The organism is Ruegeria sp. AI2, assembly GCF_056541275.1.
In genome coordinates this window covers 13,163-35,636 of the sequence record NZ_JBQFYB010000016.1, presented here as the reverse complement: position 1 = coordinate 35,636, position 22,474 = coordinate 13,163, and the positions used below count along the sequence as shown (strand labels likewise).

The 22,474-nt window shown below is 55.7% G+C and carries 21 protein-coding genes; 16 read left to right on the top strand and 5 right to left on the bottom strand.

Going from position 1 to position 22,474, the window contains the following annotated elements:
• Positions 1-59 precede the first annotated feature (59 nt).
• From ACR0LL_RS18815 to ACR0LL_RS18785, 7 genes are all read left to right on the top strand, one after another.
• Positions 60-1,085, top strand: coding sequence for a LacI family DNA-binding transcriptional regulator (locus tag ACR0LL_RS18815; RefSeq protein WP_480588717.1), 1,026 nt, complete (start codon positions 60-62; stop codon positions 1,083-1,085).
• Between the two features lie 93 nt (positions 1,086-1,178).
• Positions 1,179-2,483, top strand: coding sequence for an ABC transporter substrate-binding protein (locus ACR0LL_RS18810; RefSeq protein ID WP_480588716.1), 1,305 nt, complete (start codon positions 1,179-1,181; stop codon positions 2,481-2,483).
• A gap of 106 nt (positions 2,484-2,589) precedes the next feature.
• Positions 2,590-3,456: a carbohydrate ABC transporter permease gene (locus ACR0LL_RS18805; RefSeq protein WP_480488815.1), complete on the top strand. Its 867-nt coding sequence runs from the start codon at positions 2,590-2,592 to the stop codon at positions 3,454-3,456.
• A gap of 12 nt (positions 3,457-3,468) precedes the next feature.
• Positions 3,469-4,299, top strand: a complete 831-nt coding sequence (locus tag ACR0LL_RS18800) for a carbohydrate ABC transporter permease (protein WP_209506825.1) — start codon at positions 3,469-3,471, stop codon at positions 4,297-4,299.
• Positions 4,300-4,311: 12 nt separating this feature from the next.
• Positions 4,312-5,316 (top strand): ABC transporter ATP-binding protein, encoded by a 1,005-nt coding sequence (locus tag ACR0LL_RS18795; RefSeq protein ID WP_480588715.1) that lies wholly within the window; start codon positions 4,312-4,314, stop codon positions 5,314-5,316.
• The gene (locus tag ACR0LL_RS18790) at positions 5,313-6,086 is read left to right on the top strand and encodes an L-iditol 2-dehydrogenase (RefSeq protein ID WP_480588714.1); all 774 of its coding nucleotides are present in this window, start codon (positions 5,313-5,315) and stop codon (positions 6,084-6,086) included. The genes ACR0LL_RS18795 and ACR0LL_RS18790 overlap by 4 nt, the downstream gene beginning before the upstream one ends.
• Positions 6,086-7,585: a mannitol dehydrogenase family protein gene (locus tag ACR0LL_RS18785; RefSeq protein ID WP_480588713.1), complete on the top strand. Its 1,500-nt coding sequence runs from the start codon at positions 6,086-6,088 to the stop codon at positions 7,583-7,585. The genes ACR0LL_RS18790 and ACR0LL_RS18785 overlap by 1 nt, the downstream gene beginning before the upstream one ends.
• A 90-nt stretch (positions 7,586-7,675) precedes the next feature.
• Here ACR0LL_RS18785 and ACR0LL_RS18780 read toward each other — a convergent pair whose 3' ends face one another.
• From ACR0LL_RS18780 to ACR0LL_RS18770, 3 genes are read right to left on the bottom strand one after another with little or no spacing between them, the layout of a single operon-like run.
• A complete protein-coding gene (locus ACR0LL_RS18780) occupies positions 7,676-8,557 on the bottom strand; it encodes a DMT family transporter (RefSeq protein ID WP_480588712.1) in 882 nt (293 codons plus the stop codon).
• Entirely contained in the window at positions 8,558-9,715 is a 1,158-nt protein-coding gene (gene argE, locus ACR0LL_RS18775) for an acetylornithine deacetylase (RefSeq protein ID WP_480588711.1), read from the bottom strand. It lies immediately after the preceding gene.
• A gap of 3 nt (positions 9,716-9,718) precedes the next feature.
• Positions 9,719-10,903: a M24 family metallopeptidase gene (locus ACR0LL_RS18770; RefSeq protein ID WP_480588739.1), complete on the bottom strand. Its 1,185-nt coding sequence runs from the start codon at positions 10,901-10,903 to the stop codon at positions 9,719-9,721.
• Between the two features lie 1,172 nt (positions 10,904-12,075).
• Between ACR0LL_RS18770 and ACR0LL_RS18765 the strand changes: the two genes are divergently transcribed.
• From ACR0LL_RS18765 to ACR0LL_RS18740, 6 genes are all read left to right on the top strand, one after another.
• Positions 12,076-13,659 carry an ABC transporter substrate-binding protein gene (locus ACR0LL_RS18765; protein WP_480588710.1) on the top strand — a complete coding sequence of 528 codons (1,584 nt, stop codon included), beginning with the start codon at positions 12,076-12,078 and terminating at the stop codon, positions 13,657-13,659.
• Between the two features lie 68 nt (positions 13,660-13,727).
• A complete protein-coding gene (locus ACR0LL_RS18760; RefSeq protein ID WP_480588709.1) occupies positions 13,728-14,822 on the top strand; it encodes a M24 family metallopeptidase in 1,095 nt (364 codons plus the stop codon).
• Complete coding sequence (locus ACR0LL_RS18755) at positions 14,822-15,829, top strand: ABC transporter permease subunit (protein WP_480588708.1); 1,008 nt, start codon at positions 14,822-14,824, stop codon at positions 15,827-15,829. The genes ACR0LL_RS18760 and ACR0LL_RS18755 overlap by 1 nt, the downstream gene beginning before the upstream one ends.
• Positions 15,829-16,731, top strand: coding sequence for an ABC transporter permease subunit (locus tag ACR0LL_RS18750; protein WP_480588707.1), 903 nt, complete (start codon positions 15,829-15,831; stop codon positions 16,729-16,731). The genes ACR0LL_RS18755 and ACR0LL_RS18750 overlap by 1 nt, the downstream gene beginning before the upstream one ends.
• A gap of 4 nt (positions 16,732-16,735) precedes the next feature.
• Positions 16,736-17,713: an ABC transporter ATP-binding protein gene (locus ACR0LL_RS18745; RefSeq protein WP_480484647.1), complete on the top strand. Its 978-nt coding sequence runs from the start codon at positions 16,736-16,738 to the stop codon at positions 17,711-17,713.
• On the top strand, positions 17,710-18,666 hold the full coding sequence (locus ACR0LL_RS18740) for a dipeptide ABC transporter ATP-binding protein (RefSeq protein WP_480508274.1): 957 nt from the start codon (positions 17,710-17,712) through the stop codon (positions 18,664-18,666). The genes ACR0LL_RS18745 and ACR0LL_RS18740 overlap by 4 nt, the downstream gene beginning before the upstream one ends.
• A gap of 73 nt (positions 18,667-18,739) precedes the next feature.
• Here ACR0LL_RS18740 and ACR0LL_RS18735 read toward each other — a convergent pair whose 3' ends face one another.
• Positions 18,740-19,510 (bottom strand): transporter substrate-binding domain-containing protein, encoded by a 771-nt coding sequence (locus ACR0LL_RS18735; protein WP_480588706.1) that lies wholly within the window; start codon positions 19,508-19,510, stop codon positions 18,740-18,742.
• 121 nt (positions 19,511-19,631) lie between these two features.
• Between ACR0LL_RS18735 and ACR0LL_RS18730 the strand changes: the two genes are divergently transcribed.
• Genes ACR0LL_RS18730 through ACR0LL_RS18720 form a run of 3 tightly spaced genes read left to right on the top strand, consistent with a single transcriptional unit; the run spans position 19,632 to position 21,484 of the window.
• Complete coding sequence (locus ACR0LL_RS18730; RefSeq protein ID WP_480588705.1) at positions 19,632-20,372, top strand: amino acid ABC transporter ATP-binding protein; 741 nt, start codon at positions 19,632-19,634, stop codon at positions 20,370-20,372.
• A gap of 9 nt (positions 20,373-20,381) precedes the next feature.
• The gene (locus tag ACR0LL_RS18725; protein ID WP_267365874.1) at positions 20,382-21,137 is read left to right on the top strand and encodes an amino acid ABC transporter permease; all 756 of its coding nucleotides are present in this window, start codon (positions 20,382-20,384) and stop codon (positions 21,135-21,137) included.
• 11 nt (positions 21,138-21,148) lie between these two features.
• Complete coding sequence (locus ACR0LL_RS18720; RefSeq protein ID WP_480588704.1) at positions 21,149-21,484, top strand: carboxymuconolactone decarboxylase family protein; 336 nt, start codon at positions 21,149-21,151, stop codon at positions 21,482-21,484.
• Positions 21,485-21,515: 31 nt separating this feature from the next.
• Here the strand turns inward: ACR0LL_RS18720 and ACR0LL_RS18715 are convergent, their stop codons facing one another.
• Positions 21,516-22,448 carry a hydrogen peroxide-inducible genes activator gene (locus ACR0LL_RS18715; protein WP_480588703.1) on the bottom strand — a complete coding sequence of 311 codons (933 nt, stop codon included), beginning with the start codon at positions 22,446-22,448 and terminating at the stop codon, positions 21,516-21,518.
• Between the last annotated feature and the right edge of the window lie 26 nt (positions 22,449-22,474).

Sequence of the window (22,474 nt, the reverse complement as noted above, 5' to 3'; positions counted from 1 at the left end):
ATTGCCGCGCGTAAAGAAGATGTAAGGTCAAAGCAAAAGAGTTCCGCAAGCGGGTAGGTATGACAAAAATAAGAAATATGGAGGAGTTCGCGGCCCTGAGCGGGATTTCTCGGCCAACGGTTTCCAAATATTTCCACGACCCGGAAAGCGTTCGTTCCTCTACGCGGGCGCGTATAGAAGAAGCGTTGGAAAAGTTCGATTACCGTCCAAATATCTATGCGGTGAACCAGAACCGAAAGCTGACCAAGAATATCGGTATCGTTGTTCCCTATCTTGCCGATCCATTTTTTGCCGAGATGGCCAGATACCTTGAGCAGAGCTGTATTGTCGCCGGGTATCGTCCATCTCTTTTCAGCTCGCACGGTGAGCAGGAACTCGAGAACGAAATACTCGACAGCCTGCGGTCGCTCAAGCCGGCCGGAGTACTGTTTGCTCCTTTGGGGCGCGGGTCGGACCGAGCTCACATCGAGAAATTTTGCGCCGAGGTGCCAACAGTTCTGTTTGACAGCAACCTCGAAGGTTTGGGTGCAGCGTTTATAGGGTCGGACAATTTCAGTTTTGTTTCCCAAACCGTGGAATACATGACCCGGACGGGTGAACCTCCGTCTTTCTTTGAAATGCGCACGCCAGCAAACCCAAACGCCAACAAGCGACGCAAGGCATATATTGAGGTTATGGAACGTCTGGGGTTCGAGCCCCATGTCATAAAAATCGATGGTGAAGGCTGGGCGTTTGAAGAGATCGGGCATCAGGGTGCTTTGAGAGTGTTGGAGAAAGGTGCTCTCAGGACGAATTCAGTTTTGTGCAGCAATGACCGTCTTGCGATCGGATTTCTGGCAGCCTGTTATGAGCAGGGGATTCGGGTTGGGCGAAAGGAAGATTGCTCACTCCGTGTCGCATCAAATGACGACCACCCCTTTGCAAAATTTACCTGCCCATCGCTGACAACAGCTGCGCATGATTATGACAACGTGGCTGGGCGCAGTGTGGATACCTTGTTTAAACTCATTGAAAGCGGAGGAAAATTTGACGATCGGACGGAAACTCTGTTTCCGGCACGGCTTGTCTTGAGAGAATCCGCGTGAACTAAAACTTAACGCGCGTAAAGTTATTATTGACGCCGCGACAATTTATAAACTAGGGTCTCTGTACAGCATCCAAGCTCAGGGAGGACAGGGATGTATTTGAAGAACGCACTTCGTGCGGCGACTGCGTTGACTTTCGTCGCTACGGCAGCAGCCCAAGCGGAAACCATCACGATCGCGACCGTCAACAATGGCGACATGATCCGGATGCAGGGCTACACAGACGAATTCTCTAAAGCGACCGGCATCGATGTCGAGTGGGTGACGCTTGAAGAAAACGTACTGCGTCAGCGCGTGACCACCGACATCACGACCAAGGGCGGTCAGTTCGATATCATGACCATCGGCATGTACGAAACTCCGATCTGGGGCGCGAACGGCTGGCTGGTACCGCTGGACGGTTTGTCCGATGAATATGATGTTGGTGATCTGCTACCTGCGATGGCAGGCGGGTTGAGCCATGATGGCACGCTTTACGCTGCGCCGTTTTATGGCGAAAGCTCGATGATCATGTACCGCACCGACCTGATGGAAAAGGCCGGTCTGGAAATGCCCGAAGCACCTACATGGCAATTCATCCGTGAAGCTGCGGCTGCCATGACCGATCGTGACAACGACATCAACGGCATCTGCCTGCGTGGCAAGGCAGGTTGGGGTGAAGGTGGTGCCTTTATCACCGTAACCGGAAATTCTTTCGGTGCGCGCTGGTTCGATGAAAACTGGAAGCCGCAGTTCGATCAGCCCGAGTGGAAAGAGGCGCTGACGTTCTTCGTCGACATGATGAGTGAATCCGGCCCAGCTGGCTACGCCACTAACGGTTTCAACGAGAACCTGTCTTTGTTCCAGCAAGGCAAGTGCGGTATGTGGATTGACGCCACCGTCGCCGCATCTTTTGTGACAAATCCGGACGACTCAACCGTAGCTGACAAGGTTGGCTTCGCACTTGCACCAAATTCGGAAGGCGTCGACAAGCGCGCCAATTGGCTTTGGGCTTGGGCGCTGGCGATCCCGGCGGGAACTCAGCAAGAAGATGCAGCCAAGCAGTTCATCGAATGGGCAACCTCGAAAGACTACATCGAGCTGGTGGCTGAAAACGAAGGTTGGGCCAATGTGCCTCCGGGCGCGCGGACCTCGCTTTATGAGAATGACAACTACAAGGAAGTTCCATTCGCAAAAATGACTCTGGAATCGATCCTGATGGCTGACCCGCAGAATTGCTGTGTGCAGCCGACGCCCTATACCGGTGTACAGTTCGTGGCCATTCCGGAATTTGCAGGGATTGCCACACAGGTAAGTCAGGAATTCTCGGCCGTTTATGCCGGGCAGCAAACAGTGGATGAGGCGCTTGCCAAAGCGCAGGCCTTCACAGCAGAAGAGATGGAAGCCGCAGGGTACTGAGGCAACCTTCCCAGCGGGGGGCAGACCTTCTGTCCCCTGCTCCCACTTCCACAATTCGTGTTTTTCTCGCAGGCTGCCTTACGCCTGAACAGAGAGGTCTTGCACAATGGCAACTCAACATTCCAGATCAGTTGCACGCCTGATGATGGCACCCGCAGTGGTGCTGCTGCTTGGCTGGATGCTCGTGCCGCTGACGATGACCCTGTATTTTTCCTTCAAGAAATACCTTCCCTTGCGGGGCGGAGATCTCGGATGGGTGGGTTTCGACAACTATATCCGATTTGTTTCGTCCAGTTCGTTTTGGCCTGCGGTACAGGCAACGCTTGTCATTGTTATCGGCGTGTTAGCGATTACGGTCCTACTGGGCATCCTGCTCGCCATGCTTCTGGATCAACCGATGTGGGGCCAGGGGGTGGTGCGCATCCTCGTTATTGCACCATTCTTTGTTATGCCGACTGTGTCAGCTCTGGTCTGGAAAAACATGTTCATGGACCCGGTCAACGGGTTGCTGGCCCATCTGTGGCGCTTTTTCGGGGCTGAACCGGTCTCGTGGTTGTCCGAAGCTTCAATGACCTCGATTATCATGATCGTGTCGTGGCAATGGTTGCCATTTGCGACACTGATTCTTTTGACCGCAATCCAGTCGCTGGATAGTGAGCAACTGGAAGCTGCTGAAATGGATGGCGCACCGCCGCTCAAGCGGTTCTACCACATCATTCTGCCGCACCTGAGCCGTGCAATCACAATCGTAATCCTGATCCAGACAATCTTTCTGCTTTCGATCTTTGCCGAGATTTTCGTCACCACAGGTGGCGCGTTCGGCACCCGTACACTCACCTACCTGATCTTCCAGCGCGTTTTGGAAAGCCAGAATGTCGGTCTCGGATCAGCCGGAGGTGTCTATGCGATCATTCTCGCCAATATCGTTGCGGTCTTCCTGATGCGCATCGTCGGCAAGAACCTGGACGCGTGAAGAGGTAAAACCATGGCCCGCACCGTTACAATCCAACGCAAGTCGCTGAACACTGCCCTGGCCTGGGCCGTCGGTCTGCTGATCTTTTTCCCGATCCTCTGGACCATCCTGACCAGCTTCAAAACCGAAGCACAGGCCATCGCAAGCCCGCCACTGTTCCTGAACTTCGACTGGACGCTCGAGAACTATGCTGTCGTGCAGGAACGCTCGAACTACATGCGTTTCCTTTGGAACTCAGTCATCATCGCAGGCGGGTCAACCCTGTTGGGTGTGATCATTGCCGTACCGGCAGCATGGGCAATGGCGTTTGTTCCTTCGAAACGTACAAAGGACATTTTACTTTGGATGCTCTCTACCAAGATGTTGCCGGCAGTCGGTGTCCTTTACCCGATCTACCTGCTGTTCATCCGTCTGGGGCTGCTTGATACACGAGGTGGACTGGTTGTCGTGTTGATGCTGATCAACTTGCCGATCATCGTCTGGATGCTCTACACCTACTTTCGCGAAATTCCCGGTGAAATCCTTGAAGCTGCGCGGATGGACGGGGCAACGCTGAAAGAGGAAATCCTGCACATCCTGACACCCATGGCTGTACCGGGCATCGCTTCGACTGTCCTGCTGAACTTCATTCTTGCCTGGAACGAGGCATTCTGGACCCTCAACCTGACAGCCGTTGACGCCGCCCCGCTGACCGCATTTATCGCCAGCTATTCCAGCCCCGAGGGCCTGTTCTTTGCCAAGCTCAGCGCGGCTTCAACAATGGCCATTGCACCGATCCTGATCCTTGGCTGGTTTAGCCAGAAACAACTTGTCCGCGGCCTGACTTTTGGCGCTGTGAAATAAGGAACACTTCTCATGGGACGTATTCAACTCAAGTCCGTGACCAAAAGCTTTGGCGACGTGCAGGTTATCCCGCCACTGGATCTGACCATCGAAGACGGAGAGTTCACGGTGTTCGTCGGGCCATCGGGTTGCGGTAAGTCCACTTTGCTGCGCCTGATTGCGGGTTTGGAGGACATCACCTCTGGCTCCATCGACATTGATGGGGCCGATGCAACAAACGTACCACCTGCAAAACGCGGTCTGGCGATGGTTTTCCAGTCTTATGCCTTGTACCCGCACATGTCCGTTCGCAAGAACATCGCCTTTCCCTTGCGCATGGCAAAACTGGACCAGGCCGAAATCGACAAACGTGTGGAAGGGGCCGCGCAGGTTCTGAACCTGACCGACTATCTGGATCGCCGCCCCGGTCAGCTGTCCGGTGGCCAGCGCCAGCGTGTGGCCATCGGGCGTGCCATTGTCCGCGAACCCGCAGCGTTTCTGTTCGATGAGCCGCTGTCCAACCTGGACGCCGCGCTGCGCGTTGGCATGCGTTTGGAGATCAGCGAGTTGCACGAGCGGTTGGCGACAACCATGATCTATGTGACCCATGATCAGGTCGAAGCAATGACGATGGCCGACAAGATCGTCGTGCTTCAGGCTGGTGTGATCGAGCAGGTCGGAAGCCCGCTGGACCTATATCGAACGCCGCGAAACCTTTTTGTCGCCGGGTTCATCGGTTCGCCCAAGATGAACTTTATCGAAGGCGAAGAGGCTGCAAAACACGGCGCACATACAATCGGTATCCGCCCCGAACATATTGCTGTGTCCGAGAGCGAAGGAACCTGGAGCGGTGTCGTGGGCGTGTCCGAGCATCTTGGATCAGATACGTTTTTCCACATACATGAAACCGGTCTGGCGGAAACAATCACGGTGCGCGCGGACGGAGAGGTTGGATTTCGGCATGGCGACCGTATCTACCTGACGCCACGTGCCGACGTGCTTCATCGTTTTGACGCCCAAGGGCTGCGGATCGAATGAAGCGACTGGACGGAAAAACCGCGCTCATCACCGGGGCTGCGCGCGGAATCGGGCTGGCCTTTGCAAAAGCTTACGTCGCTGAAGGTGCGCGTGTGGCCATTGCCGACATTGATATCACGCGGGCGCAAGCCGCAGCCTCGGAAATAGGTGGCGCAGCAATGGCGGTCGAAATGAATGTCGCTGATCAGGACAGCATCGACAATGCTGTTGCGCGCACAGTGGATCAGTTCGGCCAGATTGACATTCTGATCAACAATGCCGCCGTCTTTTCAGCAGCGCCAATCACCGAAATCGACCGCGCCGATTACCAACGCGTCTTCGATATCAATGTCTCGGGCACCCTGTTTACACTGCAGGCCGTTGCGCGACACATGATCGACGCCAATGTCAAAGGCCGGATCATTAATCTGGCCTCACAGGCTGGTCGGCGTGGCGAATCTCTGGTCGCCGTTTACTGCGCCAGCAAGGCCGCCGTAATCTCTTTGACGCAGTCAGCGGGACTCAATCTGATCGCTCACGGGATAAATGTGAATGCGATCGCACCTGGTGTTGTGGATGGAGAACATTGGGATGGCGTCGATGCCTTCTTTGCGAAGTATGAAAATAAACAACCGGGACAGAAGAAGCACGAAGTTGCATCAGCGGTACCGTTCGGCCGAATGGGACGGGCCGAGGATTTGACCGGGATGGCTGTGTTTCTGGCGTCTGATGAAGCGGAATACATCGTGGCCCAGACTTACAATGTCGATGGCGGAAATTGGATGAGCTGATGACCCCTTTGGCGGACATAACACCGGTAGAGTTGCGCCTTAACCACCTTGGGGCGCTTCCGGCAGATATCAAGAAACCCGGATACCGGCGAGAAGATTTGGCACCTGGGATTGTTCATATCGGACTTGGGAATTTTCACCGTGCGCATCAGGCGTGGTACATCCACAGGCTGATGCAAAAAGGGTTGGCCCTGGACTGGGCGATCATCGGGGCCGGAGTTCGGGCCTATGACGCGGACATGCGCGAAAAGCTGATCCGGCAGGACTGTCTGACAACTTTGATCGAGCTTGACCCGTCCGGTGTTTCGGCCGAAGTCATCGGCCCGTTGATCGACTATCTGCCCATTGAACCCGGAAATGCGCCTCTGATCAGGAAGATGTCCGATCCCGCCATTCGGATCGTGTCCCTTACCGTTACGGAAGGTGGCTATTTTCTGGATGCCAAGTCGGGTGTTTTCGACGTGGACCACGGTGATATTCGACACGACGTGCAAAACCCGCAACAGCCTCTCACGGTCTTTGGTGCCATTGTGGCGGCACTTGGCAATCGCCGTGCCGCCGGGCATCTGCCCTTTACGGCATTAAGCTGTGACAACCTTCAGGGCAACGGTACCATGCTGCGCAATTGCGTTGTTGAACTGGCACGCCTTACGGACCCTGATCTTGCGGATTGGATCGATCAGAACGGGGCGTTCCCGAATTCGATGGTGGATTGCATTGTTCCCGCAACCACTGATCATGTCCGAACCCAGACCCGCGCCCTTGGAATTGAAGACAGCGTTCCGGTTTCACACGAGAACTTTCGCCAATGGGTGATTGAAGATGATTTCTGCGCCGGGCGGCCGATGTTGGAGAAAGTCGGCGTTACGATCACCAAAGACGTACACGCATATGAAACCCTGAAACTGCGTATTCTGAACGGCGGGCACCAGATTCTGGCGAATGTGGGCGAGGTTCTGAACATCCCCACAATCTCGGACTGCATGAACGACCGGGAAATTTCGGCATTCTTCCTGAAAGTACAGAGCGAAGAAATTCTTCCGCACGCCATTGCAGTTCCCGGGATGACACCGGAACAGTATCTGGATCTGGTCAAACGCAGGTTTTCGAACACGGCTATTCACGACACCACGCGGCGCGTGGCCTTTGATGGGTCTGCACGCCACCCCGGATTCTTGCTCCCGTCCCTTCGCGATGCACTGGCCTCGGGTACATCTGTCACCGGTCTGGCGCTGGTTGAAGCTTTCTGGTGCCGGATGTGCGCCGGTCTGCGTGAGGACGGATCAGAGATTGCGCCCAATGATCCCATCTGGAGCGATTTGCAGAGTGCGGCCCTTGCCGCCAGGGAACAGCCCGAAAAGTGGCTTGAGGCAGCAAACCTGTACGGAAGTACTGGTCGTGAAGCCCAGTTCGCAGAAGCCTTCACACGCTGGTTGCCACGGATCTGGCAGCACGGATGCCGGACGACGATCAAAAGCTATCTGAATGCGCTTTCCTGACGGTTGTGATCTCGGTTCAGGTGGTTTCCATTATTGAACTGGTCGCAGGCTTTGAATTTCCAGTTGTCCGATCGAAAACTGCCATAGGCGTCAATCTTTGGATTTCCGCACGATATATACGCCTGCGAGGCAGAGAACGAAACCAAAGGCGATGCGCCAGGTTACCGGCTCGCCCAGGATCATCCAAGCCAGTGCAATTGCCAAAGGTGTGACAAGGTAAAGCAATGTGGACACGCGGGTCGCGTCGCCGCGCTGAACAAGTGCGACATAGAGGCTGATCGAGATCAGGGAATTGGCGATGACCAGATACGCAAGGGAAAGGATCAGGTTTGGATGCCAGGTGACTTCCATCGTTTCGGTCGCCATTGCGATGGGAAGCAGCACGGCAAATCCGATCACATATTGAACAGCACTTCCCAACACTGGGTCGCTGCGCCGCCCGTGACGTTTTTCCAGCAAAGTGGCGGCGGTCAGGCCGACCAATGCACTAACCGCAAGCAGCCCCGCGGAAAGAGGCACTGCGCTAGTCTTGTCAAAGACGCTGATTGCAACCCCCGCAAAACCCAGCGCCAGGCCAACCCACATCACGGGCCGTCCACGCGCTTCTCCGACCAGGGGAGAGAGGGCGGCGACAAGGGCGGGCTGCAAGGCCATCACGATGGCAGTGGTGCCGGCACCCAACCCCTGTTTCATCGCCTGATAGGCCAGACCGAAGTAAACACACTGAATAAGAAACCCACTTGCTGCCATCGCGGCCCAGTGCGCCGGATCACGCGGCAGGGCAGGGCGGAACACCGCCAGCAGCGGCAGAAGACACAGAACAGCCAGACCATAACGGATCGCAAGCATGGTCATCGGTTCCACATAGGGCAGCCCCAGCTTGGCAAAACTGTATCCACCCGCCCAGAACAGCACGAACAGAACCGGTGCACCCAACCAGAATATCGATACCGCGCGGGCCGAGGTCATCATCTATTCCAGCTTCGAAAATAATCGCCCAAGCATATCAAGGCACTGGGTCATCTGGTCGACCGAGACGTATTCATCCGGTTTATGCGCCTGATCGATTGATCCGGGGCCGCAGACAACGACGCTCATCCCCAACTGCTGGAATATCCCGGCCTCGGTGCCGAAAGGTACAACGTCGGCGCCATTTGCCCCTGTCAGTTCCATCACAAGGTCACGCGCTTCGTTGTCGTCCATTGGCTCCAGCCCGTCGACCTCACCGATTACTTCGGTCTTGATACCGGCATCGGGATGAACAGTCTGCATTGCCGGGATCAGGGTTTGCGCGCAAAACCGGTGCAGTTCGTCTTTGACGTAATCCGCATCCGCCTTTTGCACTGGTCGCATCTCCCAATCGACCCGCGCCTTACCGGGGATCACATTATGGGCCACCCCGCCCACCAACGTACCGGTATTGATTGTTGTCCATGGTGGGTCGAACGGGCTGTTTTCCGGTGCTCGCCCTTGCAAATCTGCCTTCAGCGCCAGCAGTTTCGACACGTATTGCACTGCGTATTCGACAGCGTTAACGCCGCGCTCGGGGGCCGAGCCATGGCCTTCGAACCCGGTAAAATGCGTTGTATATTCAAAGCAGCCCTTATGGCCTTCGATGATGCGCATCGAGGTGGGCTCGCCGATGATGACCACAGCGGGTTTTATCTCTTTCTCCCGCAGGGTCTTGGCCAAAGCCTGCGCGCCAAAACAGCCGATTTCTTCATCATAGGTAAAGGCAAAATGCACTGGGCGCTGAAGGTCCAGCTTTGCGTAATACGGGGCCATGACGACTGCCGCCGCGATAAACCCTTTCATATCGCAGGTTCCGCGCCCAAACCACTTGCCGTCCCGCTCCTCCATCACGAACGGGTCCGAGGACCAGTCCTGATCGGCGACAGGCACTACATCGGAATGGCCTGACAGAACGATACCACCGTCGCGCTTTGGGCCCAACGTGGCAAAAAGATTGGCTTTGGTGCCGGTTTCGTCATGCCATATTTCCACCGCTGCACCGCAATCGCTCAACCGGCCCGCGAGGTGCTTGATCATGTCCAGGTTGCTGTCTGACGAAACCGTGGGGAAGCTGATCAGTTCGCCCAGCAGGGTCTTGGCGTCTTCGAGGATGCTCAAGGCTTAGTCTTTCACAAAGAGCTTTCGCTCGATATTGCATAGGGCTTCGGCGGGGCCGTTTTCAGTGATAAGAATGGTTTCCGTGGTCTCAAGCCCCCAGCTGTCCATCCACAGCGCAGGCATGAAATGAAAAACCATGCCCGGTTGCAGAATGGTCTCGTCTTCGGCGCGGATCGACGCTGTCCGTTCGCCCCAATCTGGCGGATAGCTCAGGCCGATAGGGTATCCCATGCGCCCCTCCCGTTCGATTCCGTGACGGGCAAGAACCTTAAGAAAAGCGGTTGCAATGTCGCTGGTCCGATTGCCAGCCCGTGCAGCCTCTAAACCCGCCGCTATCCCTTCGATCTGCGCGCGTTCCGCGTCCCGCATTTCTGGCGGCGGAGTGCCAAGAAATACCGTGCGGCAAAGCGGAGCGTGATAGCGCCGATAGCAGCCTGATAGTTCGAAAAATGTTGCCTCACCTTCTTTCATCGGCGCGCCATTCCATGTTAGGTGCGCGGCAGTGGCATCCAGCCCTGAGGGTGTCAAAGGGACAATGGCCGGGTAATCCCCCCAATCATCCTCAACCCCGGTAATCCCGGCATGAAAGATATCTGCGACAAGGTCGTTCTTGCGCACGCCCACCGCTGCACGATCAATGGCCGTTTGGATTACTTTTTCGGAGATCCGGGCCGCCTTGCTAATAAAGACAATTTCTTCTTCCGACTTGATCAGACGCTGCCAGTTTACAAGTGCCGTCGCATCCACCAGCGTCGCTTCGGGCAATTCCTTGCCCAAAACCTCGTGTGCCTTTGCGGAATAGTAATAGTTCTCCATCTCAACGCCGATACAGACCGCGTCCAGCCCAAGCGCGCGAATGTGGCCAGCTAGATCCTGCATTGGATGGCGTATGGTTGATTGAACGTAGTGGTCTGCATAGCCGCGAATGTTGTCCTTGGACATCCAGCATGTGCGCAACCCACCCAATGCATCCATCTGGCGTCCCCACCAAATCGGCTCACCTTCCATGCCGAGCAATACGCCCTGATGCACGTAAAAGGACCAACCATCATAGCCAGTCAGCCAAGCCTGGTTCGAAGGGTCGGTGACAAACAGTAGCTCTAGCCCCGCTTTTTCCATAGCGCTTCGGGTCTTGGCGATCCTGCGGTCATATTCCGCTTGGCTGAAAAGGGCGTGTTCAATCGGCATGGCATCCTCGGAGGCTGGATATGACACGTACTTGAGCGCAATCTTACCAATTTGTACACAAATGAACTTGTAAGCGATACCTGAACCGAAACCCCTATTAGAAGTTATTGGGTTATCTAACGAGGAGATCATGGTACGCGTACAGGGTATTCACCCTCAGCATCGAAGGACGCCGTAGAATAGAGCGCTGGAAGCACGCGAAGGTCCCTGTTCGGCGGTTAGTGCGTTTCCGAAACCGCGCCAAAAGTCATGAGCCACCGAGGGACATGAGAAATTTCTTCAGACCTCATCTGATCGCGGTTTTCGCGGGCCAATCGACTATTTGTGCGGTTTTATGCTGCGCCTGAGCGAGGATCGGCATTTCTCCGCTGGATATGATTGCAAGACGGCAACGGTGGCACCTGATCTCGCGCGCGGCATGGTGCAGGGGGTCGGTGTCTTGGGGCACAGTGAAAGCTCGCTGCCAAACCCCAGATGTCCAAGGACTCAATCAATGCTACACACTGCGCCCACCTGTCGAGAGGCGGCCCCTTGTTTCGATGCATGTCGATCCAGCGCGCTCGACACCAACGGCCATCTCAATTCAACGCGTGCCGCGTCCCCTGTGGTGAACGAGGCAGAGTGTCAGAGCCTGCGCAACTCGACCGGTCAGAGGAAAGCGCGCAATCTTTGGGGAATGGTTGCGTGGGGTTTGTTGGTGATAGTCCAAATCGCTGCGTACGCCGCCATGTTCTATGGCGTGTTGGTTATGCATATCTCGCTGCTTCCCTACGTATTTCTGGTTGCACTGACAGTCTTATTCTGGCTGGGCTACGATTGCATTCGCGATATGCGCAAGGATACTTCATCAGCTAACGGTCAAAGTTAGATATCCATTCTTAGCTGAATGACTTCGGGTCAATGACAGTCGATATCTGTGGCCAAACTGCCGAGCCCAGTGGAATGTAAGTGTTGCCCTTCGTGATTTCCTTGGGGCAGGGCGCTTTCAGGTTCAAGACACACCCTGGCAACAGGCATCTTTCACGAAAGTCAGTGACAGAGCCGGTTGACAACAGGTTTTGTATTTTGGATACATTTGTCAGGGATATCGCAACGAACTGTATTGTCACTGAACGCTCTGACGACAAAGAGCCCTGCGATTGTCTTGCCAAGTCCATTTCTGGGAGAAAATCATGAAACTCAATCTTCTGGCCGCAACCACGGCAATAGCCCTGTCGGGTGCCGTGGCACAGGCAAATACCCTGGTGTATTGTTCCGAAGGTTCACCCGAGGGGTTTGACCCTGCACTGTTTACTGCAGGAACTACCTTTGATGCTTCGTCGCATCCTATCTATAACCGGTTGCTTGAATTCGAAACCGGTACAACCAATGTGATCCCCGGTCTGGCTGAAAGTGTCGAGGCCAGTGATGATGGCCTGGAATACACGTTCAAGCTGCGCCAGGGTGTCAAATTCCATTCGAATGACGAATTCACCCCGACCCGCGACTTCAACGCTGATGACGTAATCTTTTCGTTCATGCGCCAAAAGGACGAGAACCACCCCTATAACCAAGTGTCTGGTGGCACGTGGGAATACTTCCAGGGTATGGGGATGCCGGATCTGGTCTCTTCTATCGAAAAGATTGATGACTACACGGTGAAGTTCACCCTGTCCAAGCCAGAGGCACCCTTTGTTGCGAACATGGCGATGGATTTTGCATCGATCATGTCAGCCGAATATGGCGATGCTATGATGGCTGCCGGAACGCCTGAAAAACTGAATACCGCGCCCATCGGGACCGGGCCTTTCTCGTTCGTGGCCTACCAGAAAGACGCGGTGATCCGCTATGCCGCCAATGGCGACTACTGGAAGGAACCGGCGCAGGTCGAAAACCTGATCTTTGCCATTACGCCGGACGCGTCTGTTCGCTATCAAAAGCTGAAAGCTGGCGAATGCCATGTGATGCCTTACCCGAACCCGGCTGACATTCAAGCGATGAAGGATGATGCAGACATCAACATGATGGAGCAGGAAGGGCTGAACGTCGGGTATCTGGCTTACAACACCACGATGGCGCCGTTCGACAACCCCAAGGTTCGTAAAGCGTTGAACATGGCGATCGACAAGCAGGCGATCATCGACGTGGTTTTCCAGGGCTCGGGCCAGGCTGCCAAGAACCCGATCCCGCCAACCATGTGGGGCTATAACGACGCTATTGTGGACGATCCATATGATCCCGAAGCGGCCAAGGCCATGCTTGATGCCGAAGGTGTCTCGGACTTGTCGATGAAGATCTGGGCGATGCCTGTTCAGCGCCCCTATAACCCCAATGCCCGCCGCATGGCCGAGCTGATCCAGGCTGATTTTGCCAAGGTTGGTGTGGGCGTCGAAATCGTCTCATACGAGTGGGGCGAATACCTGTCACGCTCGAAAGAACTGAACCGCGACGGTGCTGTTCTGCTGGGTTGGACCGGTGATAACGGCGATCCGGACAACTTTCTGGCCGTTCTGCTGGGCTGTGACGGGGTCGAAGCATCGAACCGTGCACAATGGTGCCACCAGCCGTTCGAGGATCTGATCCTGAAAGCCAAGCAAAGCACCGATCAGGCAGAGCGGACCAAGCTGTATGAAGAAGCGCAGGTCGTGTTCAAAGAGCAGGCCCCATGGGCAACCATTGCTCACTCGGTTGTATTCATGCCGATGAGCAACAAGGTGCAAGGCTACAAAGTGCACCCGCTGGGCGGCCACATCTTCTATGGTGTGAGCGTCGAGTAAGCCATCACTCACTCACCGGAGCTGCCTGTTTGGCGGCTCCGCCTTTTTTATTGAGGAGGTCGGCCTGAATGCCGGATCTGTCCGAATATCGTCAACTGGCACGGGACCTGTCAGTCGACGCATTGGCTCTTGTACCTGGCCCAAACTTCACTCGCGCTTTGGGACAAGCTTTCATGAGCCACGAACGGCCCTTCGTGGTTGTTGTCCCAGCCGAGGGACAGGCCGCGGCGATTGTGCCCAATCTGGAACTGGCGTCATGGGATCTTGTCGGTTTCGAGGGCGCTGTTTTCGATTGGCGCGATCAGACCGGTTATGACGATGCGTTTACTGTTTTGGCCGCACATATGCCGATCCGCTCGCTTGCGGTGGAAGGTCAGGTGATGCGGGTTTTTGTCTCTGCGGCTTTTACACGTGCTATGCCGGACTTGCGGATCGTTGACGGTGAACGCGAAATCTCGGGCCTGCGCATTATCAAAACCGATGAAGACATTGCTGCGATGCAGGCGGCCATCGATATCTCGGAACGTGCTCTGGGTCGTGTGATTGCAGATGTGCGTGTCGGCCAGACTGAAAAACAGGTCGAGCAGGCCCTGATACAGGCACTGTTTGCAGAAGGAGCCGAGTCTCTGGCGTTTTCGCCCATCGTGGCGGCTGCCGACAATTCTGCACGGCCGCATGGGAAAGCGCGCAGCGACTACCAGATCAGGGCAGGCGACGCGTTACTGTTCGATTTCGGCGCCTGCAAAGATGGTTTTGCCGCTGACATCACGCGAACCTTCTTTGTTCAAGACGTATCGGACGAGGGTAGGGAAGTCTACGATACCGTTCTGCGCGCCAACAAAGCCGGGTTCGATGCCTGCCGCCCGGGTGCAACGGCCCATGACATCGACGATGCGGTCATCAGCGTGCTCGAGGCCTCGCCATTTGCGGATCGTATACGTACCAAAACGGGTCACGGGCTTGGCCGGGATGTGCACGAGGCGCCTTATATCATGCGCGGAAACCACCAGAAAATTCTGCCGGGCATGGTCTGGACGAATGAACCAGGTCTCTACGCGCTCGAAAGTTTTGGCGTTCGCATCGAAGATGACGTGCTTGTCACTGCGGATGGTTGCCGGTCGCTGACCCATTTCTCCAAAGAGCTTACAATCATAGGTCGCTGATGTTTGGTTACTTACTCACCCGCATTGGCCTGTTCGTCCCGACTTTTCTGGGCGTGACGTTGATCTCATTCATGTTCATCCGGGTGCTGCCGGGTGATCCGATCATCGTCATGGCCGGCGAGCGAGGCATGACTGAAGAACGCTATCAGGAAATGGTAGAAAAGCTGGGTTTCGACAAACCGGTGTTGCAGCAATACTGGGAATACCTTGCCGGGGTATTGCAGGGCGATCTTGGCGAAAGCTTTGTCACCAAAAAACCGGTCTGGGAGGAGTTCTTTTCGCTGTTCCCCGCGACAATGGAACTTTCGCTCTGCGCCATGATCTTCGCCATTGCATTGGGTCTGCCTGCCGGAGTGATTGCGGCGGTGAACCGGGGGAAGTTTTTTGACAGGGCACTGATGTCCTCGGCATTGGTCGGATACTCGATGCCGATCTTCTGGTGGGCGCTGCTGCTGATTATCGTGTTCTCGGGCAATCTTGGCTGGACACCGGTGTCCGGCCGGATCGACCTGCTTTATTACTTCCCAAGTGTCACCGGTTTTATGCTGATCGACAGTCTATTGTCCGGGCAGGAAGGCGCATTCGGGTCGGCCGTTCGTCATCTGGTCCTTCCTACGATTGTGCTGGGCACTATTCCGCTGGCCGTGATCGCGCGTCAGACCCGGTCGGCGATGCTAGAGGTACTGGGTGAGGATTATATCCGCACCGCACGCGCCAAAGGGTTGTCGCCGACCCGGGTAAACGGGCTGCATGCGCTACGTAACGCGCTGATACCGGTTGTCACGGTGATCGGGTTGTCGGTTGGTACATTGCTGGCGGGGGCAATTCTTACTGAAACCATCTTCAGCTGGCCGGGCATCGGCAAGTGGATGGTCGATAGTATTTTCCGCAGGGATTACCCGGTGGTGCAAGGGGGTTTGCTGATGATCGCGGTGATCGTGATGTTGGTAAACCTGCTGGTCGATGTCCTGTACGGCATCATCAACCCCAAAATCCGGAGACGATGATGACCGAGTTTTCTTCGACTCAGCCAATAGCCGAAAATCGTCCCAGCGCACTGCGAGAGTTCTGGTACTATTTCAGCGAAAATCGGGGTGCCGTGATTGGGTTGTGGGTCTTTGCAGGATTTGTGTTCTGTGCGGCCTTTGCCCCATTGCTGGCCCCCTATGATCCGACCGAACAGTTCCGGGACCATATCCTGCAACCCCCTGCCTGGCAGGAAGGTGGAAGCTGGGCCTTCCCGTTGGGTACCGATCCATTGGGCAGGGATATGCTGTCGCGGCTGATCATGGGGTCACGCTATTCCTTCTTTGTGGGGATCGTTGTGGTCTGTGTTGCCGTGACGGGCGGCGTAATGGTCGGACTTCTGTCGGGGTTTGCGCCCAAATGGGTTGATACATTGATCATGCGGGTGATGGACATCGTCCTGGCTTTCCCGTCTCTGCTGCTTGCCCTTGTTCTGGTCGCTATTCTGGGCCCATCACTGACCAACGCGATGATCGCCATCGCCATCGTGTTCCAGCCGCATTACGTGCGCCTGACCCGCGCGTCGGTTCTGGCGGAACGGCAGAAAGACTATGTGACCTCGGCCCGTGTGGCCGGTGCTGGCAAGTCGCGGCTGATGTTCATCACGGTATTGCCCAATTGCCTGGCACCGATCATCGTGCAGGCGGCCCTGTCTTTTTCGACTGCCATTCTGGACGCGGCGGCCCTTGGGTTTCTGGGCATGGGCGCGCAGCCCCCCACGCCGGAATGGGGCACCATGCTGGCTGAAGCGCGCGAGTTCATCCTGCGCGCATGGTGGGTTGTAACCTTCCCCGGTCTCGCAATCCTGGTCACCGTACTTGCCATCAACCTGATGGGCGACGGGTTGCGCGATGCGCTGGACCCGAAACTGAAGCGGAGCTGATCGCATGAGCCTTTTGCAGATCCGTAATCTGACTGTCGAGTTCGCCACATCTTCCGGCAGTTTTCGCGCCGTGGACGGTGTCGATCTGTCGGTCGACAAAGGCGAGTTGCTGGCCATCGTTGGCGAAAGCGGTTCGGGCAAGTCCGTGTCGATGCTGGCACTGATGGGCCTGCTGCCCTGGACCGCCACGATCACCGCCGATGAGATGAGCTTTGAGGGCCGTGACCTGTCCGGTATCTCGGCCCGCGAACGGCGCAAGATCATTGGCAAGGACATGGCGATGATCTTTCAGGAACCGATGTCCTCGCTGAACCCCTGTTTTACTGTCGGGTTCCAGATCAAAGAGGCATTGCGCATCCACCTTGGCCTGAACCGAAAAGAGCGTCATGAGCGTGCGGTCGAATTGTTCGATCAGGTTGGCATTCCCGCGCCTGAAAGCCGTCTGAATACCTTTCCGCATCAAATGTCAGGGGGCATGAACCAACGGGTTGTGATCGCGATGGCCATTGCCTGCAAGCCCAAGCTGCTGATTGCAGATGAACCGACCACCGCGCTGGACGTGACCATTCAGGCGCAGATTCTGGACCTGTTGATCCGGTTGCGTGATGAGCATGACATGGGTCTTGTTCTGATCACCCATGACATGGGTGTCGTTGCGGAAACCGCCGAGCGGGTTCAGGTGCAATATGCTGGGCAAAAGGTCGAAGAACAGCCTGTCAGGGATTTGTTCCGAACCCCCCGCCATCCCTATACCACGGCCCTGCTAAGTGCTTTGCCGGAGCGGGCGACGTCCAAGATTCTGCCGACGATTCCGGGTGTTGTCCCGGGGCAATTCGACCGTCCAAAAGGATGCCTTTTCAGCCCACGGTGCCGCTTTGCCGATGCGACCTGCGCCCAAACCCCGCCGACCCCTCATGCCGAGGCATTTGGCAAGGCGCGCTGTCACCATGTTGAAAAGATTGCCGCCGGAGAGCTGGTATGACCACACCTATCGTTCAGGCCAAAGACCTGGCCCGGTTTTATACGGTCAAAGGTGGGTTGCTGTCCAAACCCGCAACCGTAAAGGCACTGTCGGGGGTGGATTTCGACCTGCTGCCAGGAAAAACACTGGCCATTGTCGGAGAGTCAGGCTGTGGCAAGTCTACGCTGGCCAGACTGATCACAATGATCGAAGAACCAACCTCGGGCAGCCTGACGATCAACGGGGTCGATATTACCCCTTCGCAATGGAGCAAGATGCGAGAGACGGTACAGATCGTCTTTCAAGACCCCTACAGCTCGTTGAATCCGCGTCAGCGCATCGGCCAGATCCTGCAGGAACCGCTGATCATAAACCGGCCTCAGATGACGGCCGCCGATCGCGAAAAGCACGCTCGCAAGATGATCGAGATGGTGGGCCTGCGCCCGGAACATTATGACCGCTATCCGCATATGTTCTCGGGTGGGCAGCGCCAGCGGATCGCCATTGCGCGGGCGCTTATGCTGGATCCCAAGGTGCTGGTTCTGGATGAACCTGTTTCGGCGCTGGATGTTTCGATTCAATCGCAGATCCTGAACCTGCTGGTCGATCTTCAGGAACGGCTGAACCTGGCCTACCTGTTCATTTCACATGACTTGTCGGTTGTCCGGCATTTCGCCGATGACGTGATTGTCATGTATTTGGGGCGCGCGGTTGAAAAAGGCCCGAAAGAGCAGCTGTTCGCGGCACCCCGACATCCGTACTCCAAGGCGTTGCTGTCCACGACGCCCCGTGCCGACCCGGATGCCCGGAAAGAGCGGATCAAGCTGGAAGGCGAATTGCCGTCACCGATGAATATCCCGAAAGGGTGCGCTTTTGCGCAACGATGCTGGCTTGCGACGGACCAGTGCAGGCAAACATTGCCTGAACTGGATGACGAAACCCATCAGGTCGCGTGTCTGCACCCTCTTTTCTGAAGAACCAGATGGCAGACGAAAACGCCCGGGCCATAGGACCGGGCGTCAGGAAGTCCGCACGTCCTTGAAGGCGTCAGAGCCCCCATTTCTCGCGGTTTGCTTCAAAAAAGCCTTCTGCTTTTTTAACCTCGATCCAGTTGTTCACATAGTTGATCCAGATCTGATCGCCTTGTGGCAGAATCATTGCAATCGGCGAGGGTGAACGGGCGCCGGCGTTTTTCACGCGGATAACAGGAAACTTCTCCTCTAGTGTCGAGCCCTCGATGTTCGAAGTGATGAACACGTCAGCACGACCGGCGATTACTTCCTGAAAACCGCGGGCCGGGGCCTCAACCACTTTGATCTCGGCGTTCGGGAACCATTCGCGGACCCGTTTTTCAAACGTGGTGCCCAAAGTCGTGGCGACCTTCACATCAGCCTGGTTGATCGAGTCATAGCCGTCGAATTTGTCGGCCTTGTCCTTGGTGGTGTAGGGGTAGAGTTCCACAGAAATATAGCTGTCGGAAAAACCCGCAACTTTCATCCGCGGTGGTGAAATTGATGCCGACCCGGTCAGGTGGTACTTACCCGCGACCACGCCATTCACCAGAGTTTTCCAATCGGTTGGCACATATTCGACCTCAACCCCCAGATCAGCGGCCAATGCATTCATGATGTCGATGTCGTAACCTTTGTAACTGTTTGTTGCCGGGTCGCGCAGAGTCATCGGGTTCCAGTCACCTGTGGTCCCAACTTTGAGCACGCCGGAATCCAGCACTTCGTTCAGCGCAGATTGCGCCTGCGCGGCACCTGACATTGCAAGTCCAAGCACGGCCGCAGCCGCGACTTTCAAAAAGGTGTTCATAAACGTCTCCTGTTGGTTATGTTTCGAGCTTGTGGCCGTATTGTTCATTGATTTAAGCGCAAAGGGAAAGATAACCTCAAGAAAATATTATACTGGGACTAAAACGGAGGCCGTTCATCTTATGCCAGACGCCGCAATCGAACTTGTGGACGTGAACAAGTGGTTCGACACGTTTCACGTTCTCAAGGACATCAATTTGACGGTCAACAGCGGTGAAAAGGTGGTGATCTGTGGGCCTTCTGGATCAGGAAAATCGACGATCGTTCGATGTATCAATCGGTTGGAAAAACACCAGAAAGGCACTATTCGGGTGGATGGGGTCGAGTTGACGGATGACGCTAAGTCTGCGGCAACCATACGGTCCGAGGTCGGAATGGTGTTCCAGCAATTCAACTTGTTTCCGCATCTGACCGTTTTGGAAAACCTGACGTTGGGTCCGATCAAGGCGCGCGGTCTTGGCCGCAAAGAGGCTGAAGAAAAAGCGCGCCACTATCTGGATCGGGTACATATCCCCGATCAGGCGGACAAAAAGCCCATGCAGTTGTCTGGCGGTCAGCAGCAACGCGTGGCCATCGCGCGATCCTTATGCATGGAACCGCGCGTGCTGTTGTTCGATGAACCCACGTCGGCTCTGGACCCCGAGATGATCTCGGAAGTGTTGGAAGTTATGGTTGAGCTGGCGAATGAGGGCATGACCATGGTGGTCGTGACCCACGAGATGGGATTTGCCCGCAAAGTTGCCGACAAGATGATCTTCATGGATGCCGGTGAGATTGTCGAAGAAGGCAAGCCGGAGCATTTCTTTACCAACCCTCAGTCTGACCGCTGTCGCAAATTCCTGTCTCAGATACTGCAGCACTGAGAGGGGCAGATGAAAAAACTTCTACTAATCGTACCTTTGCTGCTGGCAGGCTGTTCTTCATCCCAGACCTGGGGCTGGTATGTGATCGACCCGACTACAGCATCGGGGTGGATCAATGTGAAATTCCTGATCTCGGGGATGGGTGCAACGATTCAGATTTCACTGATCGCCGCCGTGCTGTCGATCGTCATCGGATTGCTGGTGGCCCTGCCGGGATTGTCCGAAAAACGTGGCTGGCGGCTGGTCAACCGTGTTTACGTTGAATTCATTCGGGCCATTCCCTTGCTGCCGATGCTGTTTTGGGTCTTTTACGGCTTGCCCATCGTGTTCAAGTCGATGGGCATGAACGTACCAATTGACCCGTTCTGGGGTGCAATCATCACCCTGGCGATTTCCGACAGCGCCTTCACTGCGGAAATTTACCGCGCAGGCATTCAATCCATTGCGCGCGGTCAAAGCGAAGCGGCGCAGACCATCGGGCTGAACTATGTGCAGACCATGCGCTACGTGATCCTGCCGCAGGCAATCCGGCGCATTCTGCCGCCCTTGGCAAACCAGTTCATCTACATCGTAAAGATGAGTGCATTCGCCAGCGTCATCGGGATGCAGGAACTGACCCGCCGCGCGAATGAGCTGGTGGTTACGGAATACCGCCCGTTGGAAATCTATACCCTGTTGATCTTTGAATACCTGATCCTGGTTCTGATCATCAGTGCGGGTGTGCGCTGGCTGGAGCGTCGTATGGGCGCGGACGAGCGCGGATAAGGAGAATGGATATGGACTGGAAAGCTTTCATGGCCGAGACCGAGGCCAATATCGGAACCTTTTCAAAGGAAGTGCCCGAAACCGTGCGCGGCTTTGGCATCATGGGCAAGGCCGCCAAGACCAATGGCGCACTAAGTGAGAAAACCAAGGAATTTATGGCCCTTGGCATCGCCATTGCGACCCGCTGCGACAGCTGCATAGGGTTTCACGTGCGTTCCCTTGTCCGGCTGGGTGCAACCCGAGACGAGATGTGCGAGGCATTGGCGATGGCGGCCTATATGGGCGGCGGGCCGTCTTATGCTTACAGCGCCAAAGCGTTGAAGGCTTATGATGTGTTTTCCGGGTAATTGCCGCGCAAATCACCAAAGCGGATTGTGATCAGCCGTTTGGTTCCGGTTTCATTTGCCCCATGCCTCCCGCGTTTTCTTCTGCGGTTTTGCGAATAATTGCACCGATTTTCAGAAGGTTTTCGCCCAGCGGGTTGGTCTTTCGCCAGATCAGGCCGATGGTTCGGGTTGGTGGGGTGTCCTGAAAGCGGGCGATGGACACATCGGCAGACCGGGTTTCCAGTCCCACGGCCATTTCCGGTATCAGCGTTACACCGATGCCCGCCCCGACCATCTGCACCAGTGTGGACAGAGAACTGCCCTCCATAATGTGCTGCGGTTCGATATTGCGGATCGAACAGAAGGAAAGCGCCTGATCTCTGAAGCAGTGCCCTTCTTCCAGCAACAACAGCCGCATCGTTCTGAGCTGTGACGAACTTGGCATTGGCAACCCGGCGTCCCGGGCCGGGCGAACCAGCAGAAAGTCTTCGTTAAACAACGAAAATTCTCGAAGGCTGGGCTCCGATACCGGCAAAGCGACAACGGCAAAATCCAGTCTTGAGTCCAAAATTTCGCCGATCAGGGTTTGGGTGATGGTCTCTTTGGGCTCGATCGTCAGCTGTGGGAATCGTTGCGACAGTGCCTTGATGATTGATGGCAGCAAGTAAGGCGCGACGGTGGGGATGACCCCGATTCTGATGCGACCCGACAAGGGACCAGCGGAAGATTGCACAAGATTCCCCAAATCTTCGACCCGCGTCAGGATTTCGCGGCCATGTTTTAGGACATCTTCGCCAAGCGCGGTCAGGCGCGTCTCGCGCGCTGCGCGTTCGACCAAGGGGCCACCCATGATGGCCTCCAGCTCTTTGATTTGTATGGAAAGCGCGGGTTGCGAAATCGCGCTGGCCGCCGCGGCTTTGCCAAAATGGCGGTAGGTGGCAAGCGCTTCAAAGTAGCGCAGGTGTTTAAGCGTGAGTGACTTCATAGAAAAAACTAATCACAATGATAGTA

What these genes read in the sequence shown, in the direction of transcription:
- ACR0LL_RS18815 (WP_480588717.1), top strand. Translation starts at nt 60, where the DNA reads ATGACAAAAATAAGAAATATGGAGGAGTTCGCGGCCCTGAGCGGGATT.
- ACR0LL_RS18810 (WP_480588716.1), top strand. Translation starts at nt 1,179, where the DNA reads ATGTATTTGAAGAACGCACTTCGTGCGGCGACTGCGTTGACTTTCGTC.
- ACR0LL_RS18805 (WP_480488815.1), top strand. Translation starts at nt 2,590, where the DNA reads ATGGCAACTCAACATTCCAGATCAGTTGCACGCCTGATGATGGCACCC.
- ACR0LL_RS18800 (WP_209506825.1), top strand. Translation starts at nt 3,469, where the DNA reads ATGGCCCGCACCGTTACAATCCAACGCAAGTCGCTGAACACTGCCCTG.
- ACR0LL_RS18795 (WP_480588715.1), top strand. Translation starts at nt 4,312, where the DNA reads ATGGGACGTATTCAACTCAAGTCCGTGACCAAAAGCTTTGGCGACGTG.
- ACR0LL_RS18790 (WP_480588714.1), top strand. Translation starts at nt 5,313, where the DNA reads ATGAAGCGACTGGACGGAAAAACCGCGCTCATCACCGGGGCTGCGCGC.
- ACR0LL_RS18785 (WP_480588713.1), top strand. Translation starts at nt 6,086, where the DNA reads ATGACCCCTTTGGCGGACATAACACCGGTAGAGTTGCGCCTTAACCAC.
- ACR0LL_RS18780 (WP_480588712.1), bottom strand. Translation starts at nt 8,557, where the DNA reads ATGATGACCTCGGCCCGCGCGGTATCGATATTCTGGTTGGGTGCACCG.
- ACR0LL_RS18770 (WP_480588739.1), bottom strand. Translation starts at nt 10,903, where the DNA reads ATGCCGATTGAACACGCCCTTTTCAGCCAAGCGGAATATGACCGCAGG.
- ACR0LL_RS18765 (WP_480588710.1), top strand. Translation starts at nt 12,076, where the DNA reads ATGAAACTCAATCTTCTGGCCGCAACCACGGCAATAGCCCTGTCGGGT.
- ACR0LL_RS18760 (WP_480588709.1), top strand. Translation starts at nt 13,728, where the DNA reads ATGCCGGATCTGTCCGAATATCGTCAACTGGCACGGGACCTGTCAGTC.
- ACR0LL_RS18755 (WP_480588708.1), top strand. Translation starts at nt 14,822, where the DNA reads ATGTTTGGTTACTTACTCACCCGCATTGGCCTGTTCGTCCCGACTTTT.
- ACR0LL_RS18750 (WP_480588707.1), top strand. Translation starts at nt 15,829, where the DNA reads ATGACCGAGTTTTCTTCGACTCAGCCAATAGCCGAAAATCGTCCCAGC.
- ACR0LL_RS18745 (WP_480484647.1), top strand. Translation starts at nt 16,736, where the DNA reads ATGAGCCTTTTGCAGATCCGTAATCTGACTGTCGAGTTCGCCACATCT.
- ACR0LL_RS18740 (WP_480508274.1), top strand. Translation starts at nt 17,710, where the DNA reads ATGACCACACCTATCGTTCAGGCCAAAGACCTGGCCCGGTTTTATACG.
- ACR0LL_RS18735 (WP_480588706.1), bottom strand. Translation starts at nt 19,510, where the DNA reads ATGAACACCTTTTTGAAAGTCGCGGCTGCGGCCGTGCTTGGACTTGCA.
- ACR0LL_RS18730 (WP_480588705.1), top strand. Translation starts at nt 19,632, where the DNA reads ATGCCAGACGCCGCAATCGAACTTGTGGACGTGAACAAGTGGTTCGAC.
- ACR0LL_RS18725 (WP_267365874.1), top strand. Translation starts at nt 20,382, where the DNA reads ATGAAAAAACTTCTACTAATCGTACCTTTGCTGCTGGCAGGCTGTTCT.
- ACR0LL_RS18720 (WP_480588704.1), top strand. Translation starts at nt 21,149, where the DNA reads ATGGACTGGAAAGCTTTCATGGCCGAGACCGAGGCCAATATCGGAACC.
- ACR0LL_RS18715 (WP_480588703.1), bottom strand. Translation starts at nt 22,448, where the DNA reads ATGAAGTCACTCACGCTTAAACACCTGCGCTACTTTGAAGCGCTTGCC.